At 50.8% G+C, this 18,819-nt stretch carries 13 protein-coding genes; 8 read left to right on the top strand and 5 right to left on the bottom strand.

Annotated elements, in window-relative coordinates; genetic code table 11:
- Positions 1-143: 143 nt before the first annotated feature.
- Positions 144-1,022, top strand: coding sequence for a radical SAM protein (locus tag QMG16_RS06170; protein WP_281793024.1), 879 nt, complete (start codon positions 144-146; stop codon positions 1,020-1,022).
- 61 nt (positions 1,023-1,083) lie between these two features.
- Here the strand turns inward: QMG16_RS06170 and QMG16_RS06165 are convergent, their stop codons facing one another.
- Positions 1,084-1,935 (bottom strand): NAD(+)/NADH kinase, encoded by an 852-nt coding sequence (locus QMG16_RS06165; protein WP_281793022.1) that lies wholly within the window; start codon positions 1,933-1,935, stop codon positions 1,084-1,086.
- Positions 1,936-2,116: 181 nt separating this feature from the next.
- On the opposite strand from QMG16_RS06165, the gene QMG16_RS06160 reads away from it, so the two are divergent.
- The 5 genes from QMG16_RS06160 to prfB all read left to right on the top strand — a co-directional run bounded on the left by QMG16_RS06160 (position 2,117) and on the right by prfB (position 7,944).
- On the top strand, positions 2,117-3,040 hold the full coding sequence (locus tag QMG16_RS06160; protein ID WP_281793021.1) for a GGDEF domain-containing response regulator: 924 nt from the start codon (positions 2,117-2,119) through the stop codon (positions 3,038-3,040).
- Between the two features lie 498 nt (positions 3,041-3,538).
- Positions 3,539-3,988: an adenosylmethionine decarboxylase gene (gene speD, locus QMG16_RS06155; protein ID WP_281793019.1), complete on the top strand. Its 450-nt coding sequence runs from the start codon at positions 3,539-3,541 to the stop codon at positions 3,986-3,988.
- Between the two features lie 263 nt (positions 3,989-4,251).
- Entirely contained in the window at positions 4,252-5,133 is an 882-nt protein-coding gene (locus QMG16_RS06150) for a hemolysin family protein (protein WP_281793017.1), read from the top strand.
- A 139-nt stretch (positions 5,134-5,272) separates the two neighbouring features.
- Positions 5,273-6,793, top strand: a complete 1,521-nt coding sequence (gene lnt, locus QMG16_RS06145) for an apolipoprotein N-acyltransferase (RefSeq protein ID WP_281793015.1) — start codon at positions 5,273-5,275, stop codon at positions 6,791-6,793.
- Between the two features lie 19 nt (positions 6,794-6,812).
- Positions 6,813-7,944, top strand: a protein-coding gene (gene prfB / locus QMG16_RS06140; protein ID WP_373878659.1) for a peptide chain release factor 2 whose coding sequence is annotated in 2 segments (ribosomal slippage) — positions 6,813-6,890 and positions 6,892-7,944 — 1,131 coding nt in all. Because the reading frame shifts where the segments join, the coding sequence is not laid out codon by codon here.
- Between the two features lie 128 nt (positions 7,945-8,072).
- Here prfB and QMG16_RS06135 read toward each other — a convergent pair.
- A complete protein-coding gene (locus QMG16_RS06135) occupies positions 8,073-9,398 on the bottom strand; it encodes an ammonium transporter (RefSeq protein ID WP_281793011.1) in 1,326 nt (441 codons plus the stop codon).
- An 805-nt stretch (positions 9,399-10,203) separates the two neighbouring features.
- Here QMG16_RS06135 and QMG16_RS06130 point away from each other — a divergent pair.
- Positions 10,204-10,542, top strand: coding sequence for a P-II family nitrogen regulator (locus QMG16_RS06130; RefSeq protein ID WP_281793010.1), 339 nt, complete (start codon positions 10,204-10,206; stop codon positions 10,540-10,542).
- 154 nt (positions 10,543-10,696) lie between these two features.
- A complete protein-coding gene (locus QMG16_RS06125) occupies positions 10,697-11,962 on the top strand; it encodes an ammonium transporter (RefSeq protein WP_373878713.1) in 1,266 nt (421 codons plus the stop codon).
- A 148-nt stretch (positions 11,963-12,110) separates the two neighbouring features.
- On the opposite strand, the gene QMG16_RS06120 is transcribed toward QMG16_RS06125, so the two are convergent.
- From QMG16_RS06120 to mutS, 3 genes are read right to left on the bottom strand one after another with little or no spacing between them, the layout of a single operon-like run.
- Positions 12,111-14,153: a ribonuclease catalytic domain-containing protein gene (locus QMG16_RS06120; RefSeq protein WP_281793006.1), complete on the bottom strand. Its 2,043-nt coding sequence runs from the start codon at positions 14,151-14,153 to the stop codon at positions 12,111-12,113.
- A complete protein-coding gene (locus QMG16_RS06115) occupies positions 14,150-15,922 on the bottom strand; it encodes an N-acetylmuramoyl-L-alanine amidase (RefSeq protein WP_281793004.1) in 1,773 nt (590 codons plus the stop codon). The genes QMG16_RS06120 and QMG16_RS06115 overlap by 4 nt, the downstream gene beginning before the upstream one ends.
- A gap of 11 nt (positions 15,923-15,933) precedes the next feature.
- Entirely contained in the window at positions 15,934-18,651 is a 2,718-nt protein-coding gene (gene mutS / locus QMG16_RS06110; RefSeq protein WP_281793002.1) for a DNA mismatch repair protein MutS, read from the bottom strand.
- Positions 18,652-18,819 lie beyond the last annotated feature (168 nt).

Genomic DNA, 18,819 nt, shown 5'->3' with positions numbered 1-18,819 from the left:
TACACTACCTTTCATTTCGTTTTGTTCTTTAAAAAGATCTGACAATTGGCCTAAATCATACTCTATTCTCATGAAACTGGCTATGATGTTGAGATGATTGAAACAGACCAGGGAAGAGCCAAAAGGGGTAAATTGAGAAAATCATGGATGGGATGCATTACGAAGGAATGGTCATTCGCCCTCCGAGCGAAGCGGAGAGTGTCATCCTGCAGGTCACTGTGGGTTGTTCTCACAATAAGTGCACATTTTGCGGAACATACAAGGGTGAGCGTTTTCGCATCAAGGATGACGCGGTCATCGATGCGGACATTCGCTACGCCGCCAGGCATCTTTCGTTCCTGAAGCGAGTGTTTCTGGCCGACGGAGATGCTTTGATCCTGCCTCAACCGAGGCTGATCCGGATCTTGTCTCGCATACGGGAAGAGATGCCCTGGATTCGGCGTGTCGGACTCTATGGCAATGCCAAAAGCATTCTGCGCAAGAGCCCCGAGGAGTTGGAGGCTTTGCGGGATTTGGGCTTGGGGATTGTTTACCTGGGAGTGGAAAGTGGGGACGGCCAGGTGTTGCAAGAGATCAAAAAAGGGGTCTCCCCCGAACGTCTCATCGAGGCCGGCCGGCGCGTGCGGGAAGCGGGACTCAAGCTCTCCGTTACAGTCCTTTTGGGCATAGCCGGGCGTGAACGGTCATTGGAACATGCCCGAGCTACGGGAGAACTCCTCAGTGTCATGGACCCCAATTACGTGGGGGTACTCACGCTCATGCTTCTCCCCAATACGGAACTGGGCCAAAAAGCCGAAGCCGGGGAATTCGAATTGTTGAGTCAGCCGGAACTTTTGAGGGAGCTCCGGGAGATGCTGTACTTCACCCGCATGACGCGGGGCCTCTTTTTCTCCAATCATGCCTCCAATTATTTGCCGCTCAAGGTAAGAATGCCCAATGAAAAGGAAAAGGCCCTGACCACTATCGATGAGGCACTTCAAGGCAATGTGCGACTCAAACCGGAGTGGCTGAGGGCCTTGTAGCCAGGGAGCAGGACCGGGAAAATAGGTTTTTGAGGAAAAGTGGGGCCTGGATTCTGAATTCTTAATTTTGGCCCCATTTCAATTTGGTACGGAGAATCTCGAAATAGTCGATGGACTGGGTCTTGATCAATCGCAGGGGATTCGTTGAAGCCGAGATGACGATTCTATCGGAAGAATCCAGTTGGTAGCCGATTTGCCCGTCACACGTGAGAGTTACATCCTGAATGGGCTCTCTTGGTTTGATTTGAACGGTGACTTTGGGAGGGAAAATGATAGGACGATTGGAAACCGTGAACGGGCAGATGGGGGTCAGCATAATGCATTGGGCGGTAGGATAGACGATGGGGCCCCCTGCTGAGAGGTTGTAAGCCGTGGACCCGGTGGGAGTAGCCACAATGAGGCCATCTCCCCGGTACCGTGTCAGATAGCGGCCATCTATTGTTGTTTCGAGATCGATGATACGGGCCAGAGCCCCTTTGTTGATGACCGCATCGTTGAGTGCTCCAAGACGGAAAATGACCTGATTGCCGCGCAGAACGGAAATTTCCAGGCGCATGCGTTCTTCAATTTCATAGTTTCCATCCAGGATTTGCTGAAATTCCCGAAAGTAGCTTTCCGTGCTGTATTCTGTGAGGAACCCCAATCCGCCCAGGTTGACGCCCATTATGGGGGTGGAACGCTTTTCCAATAAACGGGCGACACTCAAAAAAGTGCCGTCGCCGCCAAGTACTACGACCGCTTCGACACTTTCGGGGATAATAAGGCTCTCATGATCGCGGGAGGCGCAAGATCTATCGATGTTTTCGTGTGAGAATACTCGAATTTTGCGCTCCTCAAACCAATGGCTTAGATTCGCGGTAAGTTCTGCAGCCTCGGGTCGAGTGCGTTTATAGATGATGGCAATATGTTTCATGTACTTCCTCCTTCCCCCAGTCACCAAAAATCATAGGCAATTCGATGGTCAAAAAGCAATGAAAATTATTTGTAAAAATCAGTGAGTTGAATTAAATTAAATATTGACATCGTTTTGCTTTTGACCTTGTCGTTATCTCAGGCAAAGTAGCTGCTTTGAAAAGAAGAAGGAATACAGTTTTATGCTTTCCAAGGAGTCACGTCCTGATTCAAGTTCCCAAAAAGTCCTGTTGGTGGACGATGAGGAACAGATGTGTGATGTTCTTGGAGAGGCCCTGACACATATGGGGCATCAAGTTGTTACTGCAGGCGATGGCCGGGAAGCCCTTGAAAAAATAGCGCAAAATGCGTTTGACATTGTCATCACAGACATCAATATGCCTCGAATGGATGGCATTGAACTTATCAAACGCCTCGCCGGCGACCGCAAGGAAATTGACATCATCGCCATCACCGGCCATGCTATGAGATACAGTTATACGGATGTGGTTTCCGCCGGAGCCTCCGATTTTATCATCAAGCCGTTCACTCTCAATGAACTGGAAGCCAAACTCACCCGCATCATTCGAGAAAGATCCCTGCGCAAGGAACTCGAACATTTGGCTATTCGAGACCCCCTGACAGGTCTCTACAACCGCCGTTTCTTTCAGCGCATCGTTCGAAAAGAGGCTCTCAGGGCCATTCGATACCGTCATCCCTTGTTTTTGTTTTTTTTCGATATAGACCACTTCAAGATGTATAACGATATGAAAGGCCATCAGGCCGGGGATCAATTGCTCGTTCAATTTGCAGAATTATTGAAGTCCTGCATCCGCAAGGATCTGGACGTGGCTTTCCGCTACGGTGGTGATGAGTTCACTTTGCTCCTCCCGCACCTTCTTCCGGATTCGGCTATGTCGGTAGCAGACCGTATTCGCCAGAACTATAATCTTCTGGGGTTGACTCCCACCTTTCTTTCTGTGGGAATTGCCCAGTTCATAGAGAAAACGGGTGCTGTCGACGGAGACATTGCGGACATGATTCGACGTGCGGACCGGTCGCTCTATCATGCCAAACATGATTTGGGTGGCGACACAGCGTTCTTTGATGGAGAAAAGCCTGAATGATCGAGTCTCTTTGAGACCTTATCCCACTACCGGCCAAGATTTTTTTTCGGCCTCTCTTCCCCCTTTTTTCCTATGATTTTCCTTGACACCTGTTATGCTCTCCTTTATATAGTGCTGACTTTGTTGAAAAGCAGTGCGAGTATGGGTAAACGGTAGAGAATTCTTTAAAATATCAACAGAACGACTGATCCCTGGTCAGCCGGGACCCAATATCACAGCATCACAGTACGTCTGGAAGTTGGGGCCTTTTGGTTGAAGCGGGGATATGCTTTTCTTGGTTTAGGAATTCAATGAGCCGCTTTGTATGAAGATGGTAACAGGTCCGCCCCGAAGCGTAGGAAGTGAGTCCATCGGTTTTTAGAAAGCTGGAAGCTTGCATGCCCTGCAATGCTTTCGATAGCTCTCAGGTGGCATCCCCAGATGTTGGGCGGTAGGGAAACGTTGTGTGGATTTAGTGAGAACGTGACGGTTCTCGAGAGAAAATGGGAGGTGACTGCCATGGGTAGGGGCAAGCCCGAATTTGGTTTTGGGGTCCACTTGATGGTGGATGGATATGGTTGTGAACGCACCACTCTTGAAGATATGGGCCTGATTTATAACTTTCTTGATGATTATCCCTCTCAGATGGAAATGACCAAGATCATGCCTCCTTACGTTTTTCGTTACAGTGGTGTAGTTCCGGAGGATTGGGGTGTCTCTGGCTTTGTTCTCATAGCTGAAAGCCATATCAGTATTCACACTTTCCCGGAAAAGCAATATCTCAGTCTGGATATGTTCTCTTGTAAGCCGTTCGATACGGAACTGGCAGTGGAAAATGTCAAAAAGTACTTCGAGATTCAAAAGTATGAAATGAAAGTGCTGGATCGGGGCCAGGAATTCCCCAATGCTATCCATGAGTCCGCGCAGGTTGTCCGCATGGACCGGATGTTGATGCAGCGTTCCAGATAAAAGATACGGTTCTCTGAGCGATTCCGAATAAACGATGGGGTCCCTGGCGTTTAACGCCTCGGACCTCTTTTTTATTCGAAAAACAATTCTTCAGCACTGTTGCTGGTTTTGCGCTTGGAATCTTCAGTGTATTTTTTATGGACAATCCATCCGGCTCTTGTTAGAGTGCGTCCGTTCATATATAATAACATTGTGATTTAAGGAGAGATTTTGGACCCAGATATGGATGGGGCAAGTAAACAAAACTCGTTGAGGGAAGAGATTTGACGTTGGAAGAAGAGGAGTCGGCCAAAGGATTTCAGAATTGGCTAAGGATGTGCTTCCGTCGGCTTGCTCGGGTTGGAGAATCCGAGAATATCGAAAAAGAGATCCAGCAACTCATCGATGAGGGAGAGCAGCAGGGCCTCATTTCTCAGGATGAGGGCGAAATGATTCAGGGTATTTTCTCCTTCAGGGATACGATTGCCCGTGAAATCATGGTTCCCAGGACGGATGCAGTTTATGCCCGTGCGGATGCCAGCATATCGGATATCATTCAGATCATCATTCAGAGTGGTCATTCACGCATTCCCCTCTATGAGGGAAACATCGACAATATCATCGGGACTCTCCACGCAAAGGATCTCCTGAATTATTGGGGGCGCAACGATCTGGATGCCACCGCCATCATGCGTCCTCCCTATTTTATCCCCGAGACCAAAAAGATCAGCGATGTTTTGAAAGACTTGCGGGACAACAAGTCTCACATGGCCATCGTGTTGGATGAATATGGAGGAACGGCTGGCATTTTGACTCTGGAGGATGTCATTGAAGAGATCATCGGCGATGTTATGGACGAGTATGACGCCGAAGAGAATCTCATCGTGGAAGCAGATGATGGATCGCTTCTCGTGAGCGCCAGGTTGGATGTTGAAGAACTGGAGGATTATCTCAATGTGGAATTTCCCGAAGGCAAGTTCGAGTCCGTGGGAGGATTTGTGATCAGTCTTTTGGGCAAAGTTCCTGCTGTCAACGAACGGTTGGTATATAAGGACATTGAGATGATCGTTGAGGCAGCAGACAACAGGAAGATTGAAAAAATACGTGTACGTAAGCTCCGTCCGGAATCATTGGAACCGGAAAGTCAAACAGGAAATTCCGACTGAAGGCCAAATTCCCTTTATCGCAATTCAGCGAAACGGGGAATGACGGCTGAAACCATCAGCAAGCCTTCCTTTTCCCGTGTGGGTGTTTTCATACAAACCTCACTGCCCATATAGTTCGGGCAAAAAAGAAATAGAAATCATGCGGTCTGTGACTTTTCTTCTCAGTGTCTTGAGTGGCGTGCTGCTGACGTTGGGGTTCCCTACCCCGGAACTGTTTTACCTTTCATGGGTTGCTCTGGTGCCGCTTTTCGTCGCTTTGCGGAACAGCACCGGAAAAGAAGCCTTCCGCCTGGGTTTTGTTTGCGGGTTGACCCACTACGTAACCGCATTATATTGGATTCAGTACGTTCTTCAGCGTTATGGCAGCCTTCCTCTGTCCGTGGCTGTTTTCCTCCTGGTGCTTCTAAGCGGTTATCTTGCATTATATCTTGCCTGTTTTGCGTATATCGCACGCAAGTGGCAGGATCACCCTCTGTTGTGGATATTTGGGCTGCCCGGAGTTTGGGTCGGACTGGAGTGGATTCGCGGATATGCGCTCACGGGATTTCCATGGGCCAATCTGGGATATACGCAGACGCCGTTTACGTTGCTCATTCAATTCGCCGATATTACCGGCGTCTATGGTGTCAGTTGGCTGGTGGTGTTGGGGAATACCACTCTCATGTCCTGCCTGAATCGAAATCGAACCCGATGGAGCATACCCGTGTTTGCGCTATGCATGCTGGGGGCGATTGTTTATGGGTCGTGGCGGCTGGATGCAATCCATAGCCTTCAGAATCGAGCCGCTCCCTGGACGGTAGGAGTCATTCAAGGCAACATTGATCAGGCTCGCAAGTGGGACCCTGCATTTCAGCAGGAAACCCTGAAACGTTACCGCGAGCTGTCACTGGTCGCAGCTCAAAATGATCCTCGGCCCGATCTTCTGGTGTGGCCTGAAACAGCGGCTCCCTTCTTTTACGGAGTGGAAGACGCTCTGACGGAGCAGGTCAATGAGATAGTGCGTGACACGAGTGTGCCGCTCCTCTTTGGAAGTCCTGCGGTGAGTCTGGTGGATGGAAAGCCCCGTTTGCAGAACCGGGCCTATCTTGTTGACGGCAAGGCCGGCCTCATGGGGGCCTATGCAAAACAGCACCTTGTTCCATTTGGGGAATATGTTCCGCTCCAGAAGGTCTTGTTTTTTGTGAATCGGCTCGTTGAAGCTGCAGGAGATTTTGTGCCCGGCCATGACTCTGAGCCTCTTGTGGTGAATGGCAAGATGTTGGGGGTTTTGATCTGCTATGAAGGCATTTTCCCCGACCTGGCGCGGCGTACCGTGCAGGAGGGGGCGCTGTGTCTGGTTAATATCACCAACGATGCGTGGTATGGAAATACGGCTGCACCGTATCAGCACCTGGAGATAGAACGTTGGCGAACCATTGAGTTTCGGGTTCCCATGATTCGCGCAGCCAACACGGGAATCAGCACTGTATTTGATGCGACGGGAACGCCATGCGGCAAGATCCCCCTCAATGAGCAGGGCGAGTTGGTTTGCAGTGTGCGACCTGTGAGACAGGAAACTCTTTACGCCCAATGGGGCGATCTTTTTAGCTGGCTTTGTATATTGATCAGCATCGGCGGGTTACTGTACTCGAGTTGGAACCGGCACGTTCCAAGGAATTGAAATAAAGGAGGAGATTCAAATGAATATCGATAGTGGTGAAATCAAGGCGACCCTCAAGGACCTTTCCGAACGTTTTCACACCCTCGGGGGTTATCTTTGACATAGAAGCCAAACAAAAGCGCTTTTCTGAACTGGAAAGAATTCTCGCCAAACCTGGTTTCTGGGACAAACCGGAGGAGGGGAAGCCCATCCTGAAGGAACGTTCGGAAATCAACGCAATACTGCAGATCTGGCAGCAATTTTCGGAGGGATTGGAAGAGAGTGAACTGCTTCTGCAGATGGCTCTGGAAGAAAACGACGAGGAGACTTTCAAAGAAGTTTTCGAGAAGATTCAGGCCCTCAAGAAAAATATGAGGGATCTTGAACTCCAGCAGATGCTCAGTGATGAAAACGACGACAAGAACGCCATTGTCAGCATCAATGCGGGGGCAGGAGGGACTGAAGCGCAGGATTGGGCGGAAATGCTTCTTCGTATGTACCTGCGCTGGTGTGAGAAGAAGAATTTTTCCATTCAAATGGTCGATCTTCTGGAGGGGGAAGAGGCCGGGATCAAGAGCGCCACATTCACTGTGGCGGGCCCATACGCTTTCGGAATGCTCAAATCCGAATCTGGGATCCATCGGTTGGTGCGAATATCCCCCTTCGATGCGAGCGGCCGCCGTCATACATCCTTTGCCGCTGTTCTCGTCTATCCCGAAGTGGATGAAAAGATCGAGATCGACATCAAACCGTCGGACTTGAGGGTGGATACCTACCGGGCAAGCGGTGCCGGCGGACAGCATGTCAACAAAACCAGTTCGGCTGTCCGCATCACGCATTTGCCGACGGGAATTGTAGTCCAATGTCAAAACGAAAAATCACAGCATCGAAACCGTGATATCGCAATGAAAATCCTGCGATCCAGATTATACGAACGGGAACAGCACGCACAGCAGGAAAAACTTCAGGAGGCTCACGACAATTTGGATGAGATTTCCTGGGGGAGCCAGATCCGTTCTTACGTGATGCAGCCCTATCGGCTGGTCAAGGATCATCGTACGGGGTTCGAGAAGGGCAATGTGGAAGCGGTGATGGATGGTGATCTGGATGAATTTGTGGAAGCTTATCTCATGAACCTGATGAATTCGAGGGAGCGGACTTCTGCCGTCTGATCCTGTTTGTGAGTAGCGCCGCCTTTCTCATGGCGGCGCTACCGCATTGCCGCTAGGTTAAAAAGATTTGCCTTTGAAACAAAGAGCTTGCTGCCGTGGGTGACTCTATAGGATGGTTTCACAATCCCTTACAGATTGTAGCCCACCTCTCCGTGCAATTCACGATCCAGTCCGATGACTTCCTGGTCCTCATCCACCCTCAGTCCCATGATCTTATCCAGAATCCACGCCAGTGAATAGGTGAGAACATAACAATAGATCCCTACGGCGACCACCGCGAGCACCTGCACCTGCAATTGTCCGGGGTTTCCGCTCAAGAAACCCTGCCCCCCTACCGTAGCAAAAATACCGGTCGCGATGGGCCCCCAGACGCCGCCGACACCGTGAACCCCCACTACATCCAGAGAGTCGTCGTATCCCATTTTGAATTTCATTCTCACACCATAAAAGCAGAGCACTCCGGCTACCAGACCGATGAAAAGGGCGGCTGCGGGTGTCACAAAACCTGCTGCAGGAGTGATGGACCCTAGGCCGGCTACGATACCCGAAGCAAGCCCCAGAGCACTTGGTTTCCCCAACAGCCACCATTCCATCAGCATCCATGACGTTGCTGCGCTTGCACCGGCAATCATAGTGGTGGTGAAAGCGAGGGCCGCATTGGCGTTGGCGGCCAGAGCGCTCCCCGCGTTGAACCCGAACCAGCCGAACCAAAGCAATCCCACTCCCAGCACAGTCATGGCGAGGTTGTGGGGAACGAATTGTTCGCCGGGATATCCCTGCCTTTTGCCGATGAGGGCAACGATGGCCAGAGAAGAAACGCCTGCGGTGAGATGAACAACGATACCGCCGGCAAAGTCCATTACGCCCATTTTTGCAAGCCATCCTCCTCCCCAAACCCAATGTGCTACAGGGTTGTAGATGAGAAGAGACCACAAAAGGATAAATACCACATATGTGCTGAATTTCATCCGCTCCGCGATGGTCCCGCTGATGAGGGCGGGGGTGATGATGGCAAACATTCCCTGAAACATGATGAAAGCGTAGGTCGGAATGCTTCCCGTCACTGAATCCGGGCTTATACCTATGAGAAGGATCTTGCTGAAGTCTCCAATCCAGGCATTTCCGGTTCCAAAAGAAAGTGAATAGCCTCCCAGGACCCACAGAATTCCCACCACGGCGAGGGCGACCAGAGAATGCATGTGTGAGCTCAGCACATTCTTGGTCTGCACCATTCCACCATAAAAAAGAGCAAGGCCGGGAAGCATCAGCATCACGAGGGCTGAAGAGATCAGAATCCATACGGTGTCGGCAGGATTGGCCGATGGCGCATCGACAGCAAGGGCCGTTTTGCACCGCAGCAGCATCGCAAGGAAAAGAAGACCCGGAATGAATGTTTTATAAAACCGATGCATTGAGGTACATGCCGACCTGCCTTTTGACAGAACAAGAATCATGTTAGCTTTCTCCCTGCGAATAGAGTTGACAATTTCTAAAAGCTTTTTACTCGTCGCATGCCTTCAGCAAGTTGCATACCAATGAGAATTATAATTTTAAGTATTTAATATACATAAATATTATTGAACCTATTTGGTTCATGAGATCTTTAAAATGGAACATAAATGTCTGTTTTCTTTTTTTGAGCATATTATTATTGACAATTATGTCCTACAATTGGATTCTCAAAGAAAAGAGTGCACAAGTTGAGGCTTCATAAATTCGTAACGGTCTGCTTTTTTTGTATTCTTCTGTTTTACACTTTGGGATGCAGTGGAAAAAATGAAAGCTTTCGCTTTCCTTTATGGTGCAAAAATGTCCATCAAGTATCTTCCTTTGAAAAATTTCAAGGGTACAATCGCTTCAAAATTTTTTAGTGCATCAAATTAGATTAAACAAAAATGTAATCAATTTAGTCTGTGATCGTTTGAGATTACAATCTTGTCACCCCCTGCATCCTCTTTTTCATCGTGTTCACCGATTCGTTGGCTTCGAAAATAATATAATAAAAATAATATCTTAAACTTGTATGCTCTCTTTGCTTTCTCCCAGTTGGCACGGCCTTTGGTATTAAAGTCCTACGAGTTCATGTGCTGCAAAGATGATGACCTCACAATTTTGAATGAGATGAGTGTTCCCATTGTGCTCAAACAGAGAAGGGACATTCTGTGCGGCCACATCGGAAAAAGATTTTTTTAAGTAGAAATGTGAATAAACAAAAACGGACAAAATTGAATCCAACAGGAAGAATCAGGAGGACAGGCAATGGTAAAGATCGAGGCAATCATTAAACCCTTTCGCCTCAATGAAGTGCAGGAGGCTCTCGTAAACCTGGGCATCCAGGGTATGACTGTGACCGAAGTCAAAGGTTTCGGACGTCAGAAGGGGCATGTGGAGCTCTATCGCGGTGCTGAATATCAGGTCAATTTTGTTCCCAAACTCATGATCATGGTGGTAGTGGGTGACGAACAGGCGGAAAAAGCCGTTGCGGCGATTCAAAAGGCGGCTTGCACCGGTAAGATTGGAGATGGGAAGATTTTTGTGTCTCGCATCGAAGAAGCTATGAGGATTCGAACCAGCGAGACAGGTGCGGATGCCATTTAAGTGACTGAAGAGTCACACTCTCATCGATATCTTATACACTCATATCCTTATTAGAACGGCCAATATTTTGGAGGATACAATGTCCATGGAATTCTTACTCAATGCATTCAGGTCCAAATTCCTGCGCATTCCTCGGCGTCCCAGCAAATATCATCTGGCTTGGGGAATCGCGCTCGTATTGCTTTTAACCGAAGGCATGGCCCTGGCTGAAGAAGCCGCGGCGCCGGTATTGAGCGCTGGGGATACCGCCTGGGTTTTGACTTCATCGGCCCTCGTCATGCTCATGACTCCCGGCCTGGCGCTTTTCTATGCGGGCATGGTTCGCAAGAAAAATGTGCTGAGCACGAGCATGCATTCTTTTGTCGCTCTTGCGGTGATCGGTATTCAATGGGTGGTATTGGGTTATTCCCTCGCCTTCGGGGCCGGAAATACCTTCATCGGAGATTTGAGCATGCTCTTTCTTTCGGGGATCACGCCCGAATCCCTCAGCGGCACGATTCCCACCTATGTTTTCATGTGGTTCCAGGGAATGTTTGCCATCATCACGCCGGCACTCATCAGCGGTACCATCGCGGAACGGATGAAATTCAGCACATATGTGGTTTTTATTCTGCTCTGGGCGACTCTCGTTTACGATCCCGTTGCACACTGGGTTTGGGGCGGCGGCTGGATTCAAAAGATGGGAGCCCTGGACTTTGCCGGTGGAACGGTCGTCCACCTCTCTTCCGGGGCATCGGCGCTGGCCATGGCGTTTCTTTTGGGAAAAAGAAAGGGATTCCCCGGCGAAGATTTTGTCCCCCATAATCTGACCATGACGCTTCTAGGGGTTGGACTGCTCTGGTTCGGATGGTTCGGTTTCAATGCGGGAAGTGCTTTGGGAGCCAATGCGACCGCTGGTCTGGCGTTTACCACGACCATGATCGCTTCCGCCGCCGCAGGGTTTTCCTGGATGATGATGGAATGGATTTTTCACAAGAAACCCAGTGCACTGGGCTTGGGCTCCGGCGTTTTGGCCGGCCTGGTTGTGATCACGCCCGCCTGTGGTTTCGTAACACCTTTCTGGGCTATCGTGCTGGGCCTCATAGCGGGAGTTCTCTGCTACTATGGCATTCGCATCAAGGGGCTGGTCGGTTTTGATGACTCCCTGGACGTCGTCGGTATTCATGGCGTTGGTGGAGCCTTCGGGGCCATCGGAACGGGTATTTTTGCATCCATAGGAGGAAGCGGATGGATCGCCGGGGATCCCGCCATGGTGGGAAAACAATTCCTCAGCGTCCTGGTGGTTGCTGTTTATGCCTTCGTCGTGACTTATGTCATGGGATGGGTCCTGGATAAGATCATGGGCTTGCGGGCTGACGAAGAAGCAGAAGTAATGGGGCTTGACCGGGAGCTCCACGGAGAGGTCGGCTACACCCTCTAAAATTTACCCATTCCAGGGAAAGCGGAACCCCTGCTTCCCTGCCTTGTTACAGTGGCCCTTGCCGGCGTTTCTTGCCGGTAAGGGCCACTCTTTTGTTTGTATATACTTTTTTTTAGCGTCAACCTTCCCCACCCGAAATCACATATTCTCACCTGGCAAAATCGGGAAGCTGCACTCTTAGAATATCTTCGCGTGGATTCAGCCGTTCAATTTTCACTCGAAGCATTTCGCCCCGCTGAAGGCGGCCCTTCTCTTGAATGGGGACGTTTGTTTCAATCAGGAAATCGGGAATGAGCAAGTGGGCGAATCGTTCATTCATATCCAGCACCAATGCGTTCAGCGCCTGCAGGTCCTCCTGTTCCATGTACTTCAGAATCCAGTAGCGCGTCCACTTTCGCTGTATCAGGGAGATCTTGGCTTGCATCACTCCCAGCTTGGTGATGAGTTGACTCAGTTCCGTTTCCGTATAAAGGGGAGATTCGCTGACCATGAGGTGTTTGAGCTGCCTCTGAACCACCAGGTCGGAGTAGCGCCGGATAGGGGAAGTGGCGGTTGTGTAGGGGGACATTCCCAAACTGCAATGATCTCCGGGGGTCGTGTTCAGTTCAGCCCGTGCGAAAAGGCGCCTCTGCCTGTAGATTCGGAAGATTTCATGTTCACTCTGAGTGAAATCCGTTTCCGGTTTACACTCTGCCTGACTCCGATAAATGGATGGAATCCCGTGGGCTGCGAGGTGAGTCGCGGCCGCTCCATTGGCGGCGATCATCCACTCGGATACCAGGAGTTGACTGGGAGTCTCCTTTTCGTACCGGGAGACTTGAATCATTCCCATGGGGCTCACATAGACCTGGATTTCGGGCAGCGGGAGTATGACTGCTCCCCTTGCGAGACGCCGTTCCTTGAGTTTCACCGCCAGTTCATGGAGAGTTCGATAGGGTTCCTGCGAGACTTTTCCATTAGCCTCCTGGTAAGTCAATTGCTCCCGGACCCTCACGATGCTCGGAACAATTTCATAACCCTGCAGTGCTCCCTCTGAATCCACTTTCAGCAGAAAGCTCAGGGCGAGCCGGTCTTTTCCGGCACAGAGGCTGCAAATTCCTTCGGAGAGGGCCGTGGGCAGCATGGATATCCGTGCATCCGGCAGGTAGATGGAGCTGGCTCTTTCCTGTGCGTCCAGATCCAGAGGATCGCCCTGCGTGACGAATTCCGCTGCATCGGCTATGTGGATTCCCACCTGATAAAGGCCGTTTTCGAGCACTTCGAGACTCAGGGCATCGTCGTAATCGCGGGTTTGTGCACTGTCGATGGTAAAAGTATGAAGATGCCTCAAGTCCCGGCGCTGATTGACGTCCCACTGCGCAACGATGGCAGATTCAGCTCTCTCATTGGCCAGGTCTTCGACCTCTTTTGGAAATTCCGGAGAAATATTCTGTTCGAGGAGATACAGGTTCTCGTTTTCGTGCCAGATCCCCAGTCGTACGAGCAGACGAAAAGCCGATTGGGGCAGGGGAGGGATGTTCGCCCTTTTGAAGAGTTCTTTTATGAATGCATAAGAGGGGGATTCCTGGTTGAAGAGACAAAAGCTTTTCAAATCCTCGATGAGGCTGGTCCATTGCTCAATGGTATTGGAAGGAGTCCGGGTTTTTCGATTCCACAGGCTTTGCAGCCACTGAGAGCCTTTTTCGAGCTGCGCCTCTTTTTCTTCTTCGCGTTGTATTTCCAGGCGGCGCTGCTCCACCTTCTCCTGCGGACGAGGATAAAACTTTCCGTCCTTGAATTGAAAGAAAGTTTTGTCCTGGAGCAAAGCGCGCTGAGCAGCGGCCACGTGGTTTTCTGTGATGGCGTCGCTGAAGATGAATTCCGCCGAATCCCTTGGGTCGAATCCTTCCTCTTCCCCTTCCACAAGGGACCAAAATTCTTCGATGTCCACGTCGCGCATCAGGCTCTTGCGCAATGCCCCAATGGTAACGAGCTTTTGAATCAATTCATCGCGGCTCTGCTTCAGGTTGAGGGTTTGAGAGCTTACGTGAATCACGCGACTCTGTGCCAGGTTGATTTCCTTGTTTTGCTCGGTAAGGACGGTCAATCGGTGGGTCTTCGTTGCAAGGCAGACCCCACAGAGGATTTCTCTGGATTCGAAGAATTCAACAACGGAGCCTGCAACAATCTCCTGAGAGGGTTGCCGGCTCATGATGGGTCTCCCGCCTTGGCGAAACCTTTGATCTGCTGTATGTAGGATTGAATGCCAGAGCTGATGGCTATGGCCAGGTTTTCCTGAAAACGCTTGTCTCTCAAACGATTTTCCTCCCGTTCATTGGTAATGAATGCTGTTTCGATGAGTATACTGGGCATCTCCGCTCCAAGCAGCACGTAAAAGGGGGCCTGCTTTGTGCCCAGGTCTCGAATGCTTTCGTAGTTTGCCTTGAGCTTATCGACGACATGTTTTTGGACTTGCCGCGCTAGTTGTGCGGATTCGTTGAGTTTCGTGTTGAGCATGAGATCATGCAAAATGGTTTCGAGGTCGCTGACTTTTTTGGTGGATGTGGCATTTTCAAATGCAGCGACGCGGGCTGATTCCGCATCCTTGGACAAGTTCAGAAAATAGGTTTCCGTTCCATAGAGGTTTCTGTCTTCATGAGCATTGGTGTGGATGGAAACGAAAAGGTCTGCTTTTTTGGCATTGGCGATGGCGGTACGCTCTTCAAGGGAGAGGTAAACGTCCCGCGTGCGCGTGAGAATGACTTCACAGTCCGTGTTTTTCTCTAGAACGTGTTTGAGGGATTTGGCAATGGCCAGGGTGATGTCCTTTTCATGAATGCCGTTGGGACTGGTCGCCCCTTTGTCTTTTCCGCCATGTCCCGGATCCAGGACGATCCGTCGTACTTCCAGAGCCAGCTGCTTGGCCAAACTGGGCACAGATGGGTTGGTGGGGGGAGTGACCTGGGGTGGAGCGGGTCTGTCATTTTCCGAAACCTTGCCCCGTACGTCGACGATGACGCGAAAGGGATCCGACATGGAAAAGATACGGTAACTGTCGATGGCCTCGGTGTTCAGAACGACACGGGTTTGCCGGGAATTGTTCTGTTGCGCCCGTACATCCTGGAGAAAAGAGTCCATGATGGGGATCTTGGTTTTTATTTTTGGATTCACGATGCAGTTTTCAAGATCCACATAGATTTTTCCGGACTCGCGCTTTTTCGGGTCCGGCGGGATGGCAGTTTCCTTGAATTCGACGGGGTTGTCTATATAGAGGGCTACGCGGGTGTAATCGGGACCGGACCAATGCTTGATTTTTGTCAACCGGTTGATTTTGGGACAGGAAGGGGACGCAGAGGGTACCGATCCTGCTGGCTTTGCGGATACGGCGTTTTCTTTCGCTCTGGAAGCTTTATTGTTGTCCTTTGCCTCCTTTTTGGATTCCGACCCGGCGCAACCCAACTTCTGATTGAGGACGTTCAGTTTTTGAGCAGCCTTGGCCCGCATATCACTCTGGGGGTAGAAGAGTTCTATTTTTTTGAACTCGATGTAAGCCTGGGCTGGATCTTTTGATTCATAAAGGATTCCCGTCAGATACTGCGCGTCGTCGGCAAGAGCGCTCTGAGGGTATCTCGAAATCACCGAGCGGTACTTTTCAATGGCGGATTTCAGGTCAGCGGGGCTGTGGTTGATATCGTGAAGCTGATGATAGCAGCGAGCGATGAGGTAATATGTTCTATCCGCATATTTTTCACCGAAATCGACCTCCAGAAACTGCTGTAAATGCTGAATGCACTGGCGCAGCGCTTCGGACTTTTGCTCCTTTTGAGGAATCGCGAGAGCGGCCCGGTATTCATTGGATACATCCTGGTAATTTTGATCGATCGTCTCCGCCAATACGAGAGGCGGGAAAATGAAACCGGCAAGGATAAGGAACATGATCCCAACGCGAAAACTATCCCGAAAATGTTGCAATTTTTTCATTGTAAACCAAATCATCTTTTCTTGCTTATCTCTCTTAGAACCTGACCGGCCGTTTCATGGGGAGCAATCTTCTTCTCCGGCTCCATGCCGCCGTTTCGTATCTGCTCTTTGAGAGCATACAGTGTTTGCAGGGCGGTAAAAGGAGTCACATGATCGAGGTCCAGCGCCATGATCTGGTCCCGCAGCCATTGCAGGGATGGTTTGAAAAGGCTGAGCTGAATCGCCGTGTCTTCTTCCTTGAATCGTCGGCTCCTTCTTTGTTCCGGCCCCGGCCTCGGAACGAGAGATGTCTGCCCGCTTTCCAGACCCGCAAGGATTTCTTTGGCACGCTGGGTCACCTCCTGGGGCATGCCTGCCAGTTGAGCCACCTGGATACCATAGCTTCTGTTGGCCCCTCCAGGGAGCAGCTTGTGGAAAAAGAGGATCTCATTCTGCCAGTCTTTGATTGCCACGTTGAAATTTTTTACCCGCGGGCGGGTCTCCGACATGGCCGTGAGCTCATGGTAATGCGTGGCAAAAAGAGTCTTTATACCAACATCTTTGAAATCGTGCAAATGCTCTGCTACGGCCCATGCGATGCTCAAACCATCAAAGGTGCTCGTTCCCCTGCCGATTTCGTCCAAAATGATCAGACTCCTGGGGCTGGCCTGATGGAGAATGTTGGCGGTTTCCTGCATCTCCACCATGAAGGTGGAGCGTCCCCGGGCGAGGTCGTCCGATGCGCCCACGCGGGTAAATATCCTGTCTACGAGACCGATCCGGGCGGCTGAAGCCGGGATGAAACTCCCCACTTGAGCCATAAGGACTATGAGCGCCACCTGACGCAGGATAGTGGATTTTCCAGCCATATTGGGGCCGGTGAGGATAATGATCTGCTGTTTTTCCTGATCCAGGTGAATGTCGTTAGGAACGAAGCTGCCTTCCTGCAGGAACTGTTCGATAACGGGATGACGCCCGTCGCGTATGGAAATGACCTCTCCCCCGTCCAGGACCGGCCGGCAGTAGTCATTTTTAGCAGCCGCTTCCGCCAACGATGCCAGAGAGTCCAGCCGTGCCACATTCCCGGCCATGGACTGGATACGTTCGCTTTCCTGCACGATCGCCTGACGAAGCTCCACAAAAAGCTGCTGTTCCAGTTCCTGTCGCTTTTCATCCGCTTCCAGAACCTGCGTTTCAAAGGTCTTGAGCTCTTCGGTGATGAAGCGTTCTGCATTGACCAAGGTCTGCTTCCTGAAATAGTGAGAAGGGACCGCGGAGAGATTTGACTTGGAAAGCTCGATGTAATATCCGAAAACCTTATTGAACCGGACCTTGAGGGAGGAAATGCCCGTCTCTTGACGTTCCCTGGCCTCGTATTCAGCCATCCAGCTTTTGGCATCCCGGCTGAGGCGCACGTAATGATCGAGTTCCTGGTGAACTCCCTGCCGGATTACCCCTCCCGCAGCCAAAGTGAGGGGAGGCGGGTCGGTGAGAGTCGCCTCGAGGAGTTCCGCCACATCGCTCAGTTCATCCCATGATTGGTCGAGCTCTTGGAGCAGGGGACTGCGGCACGAGTGGAGCATCTTTTTCAAGGCGGGCAAAACCTGGAGGGACTTTTTCAAAGCCACCAGGTCGCGCGGTGTGGAGGTCCCCGTGCAGTTTCGACTGTTGAGTCTCTCTATATCGTTCATCCCCTCGAGACAATTCAAAATCTCCGTTCGAAGCTCGGCATGTTCTACAAGCTCCGCCACCGCTTCCTGCCTTGCTTTGATCCGGTCCAGATCCAGCAGGGGATAGCGCAGCCATTGTTGAAGCTTGCGGCCGCCCATAGAAGTGCGTGTTCGATCCAGAACGGAGAGAAGTGAACCCTGGCGTCCCTGAAAGCTTGAAGATTGGAAGACTTCCAGATTGCGTACGGTGGCTTCGTCCAGAATCATGTAGTCCGAGCGGCTGTAGGGAAGGAGCTTTCGTATGTGATCGCATTTTCCCAGGAGATTGGCTTGCATGTATGCAAGGATGGCCCCAGCCGCCTCGATCCCCTGTTCCATGTTCTGTATTCCGAATCCTTCCAGAGAATGAACCTGAAAATGTTCCACCAACCGCTCTTCGGAACGGTGTCTGTCGAAGTCTATCCGGTCGAGGGAGGTCAGGGTGAAATCCATTCTCCTCTGAAGCTGATGCACCCAGAGGGGATCTTCTCCGTCGGGGATCAGCAGCTCCCTGGGAGAAACTCGAAGGATCTCTTCCTGCAGCGCCTCTTCTGAATCGACTTCCACGACTCTGAATTCTGCCGTGGAAACATCGAGATAAGCGAGTCCGAAAACCATCGCGCGCTTTGACCTGGAGACGGCTGCAAGAAAGTTGGGCTTTTTGGCGGAAAGATTTTGACTTTCAAGGATGAGTCCGGGAGTGATGACCCGCGTCACTTCACGGCGAACCAGCCCTTTTGCCTTTTTGGGATCTTCGATCTGGTCGCAGATGGCGACCTTCCTTCCCGAGGCCACCAGCCTGGCCACGTATCCCTCGGCCGCATGATAGGGAACGCCGCACATGGGGATGGGATTTTCGGAATTCTTGTCGCGGGAAGTGAGGGCAATTTCAAGAATGGGAGCGGCTGTAACCGCATCGTCCATGAACATTTCATAGAAATCCCCCATGCGGTAGAGCAGCAAGGCATCGGGATACCGGGCCTTGATTTCCAGGTATTGCTGCATCATAGGGGTCGGTTTGGTGGTGGTCTCGTTTTTCATGAATTCCTTTGGATCTGAGTTAAAGAATCTTCATGCGTTTTTTGGATGATGTGAAGAATTCTTATCCGTTGCAAGGTGCAAGATCAAGGAATAGTTTCGTTCAGTAGGCAGTCGGATGTAGACGGCAAGGAAATGCTTGCTCGAATTCGTAAGCCTGCAAGCAATATT

This window comes from Desulforhabdus amnigena (assembly GCF_027925305.1).
Classification (GTDB): Bacteria; Desulfobacterota; Syntrophobacteria; order Syntrophobacterales; family Syntrophobacteraceae; genus Desulforhabdus; species Desulforhabdus amnigena.
Note: the sequence above shows the minus strand (reverse complement) of the source record. Positions and strands in the feature narration are given on the sequence as shown.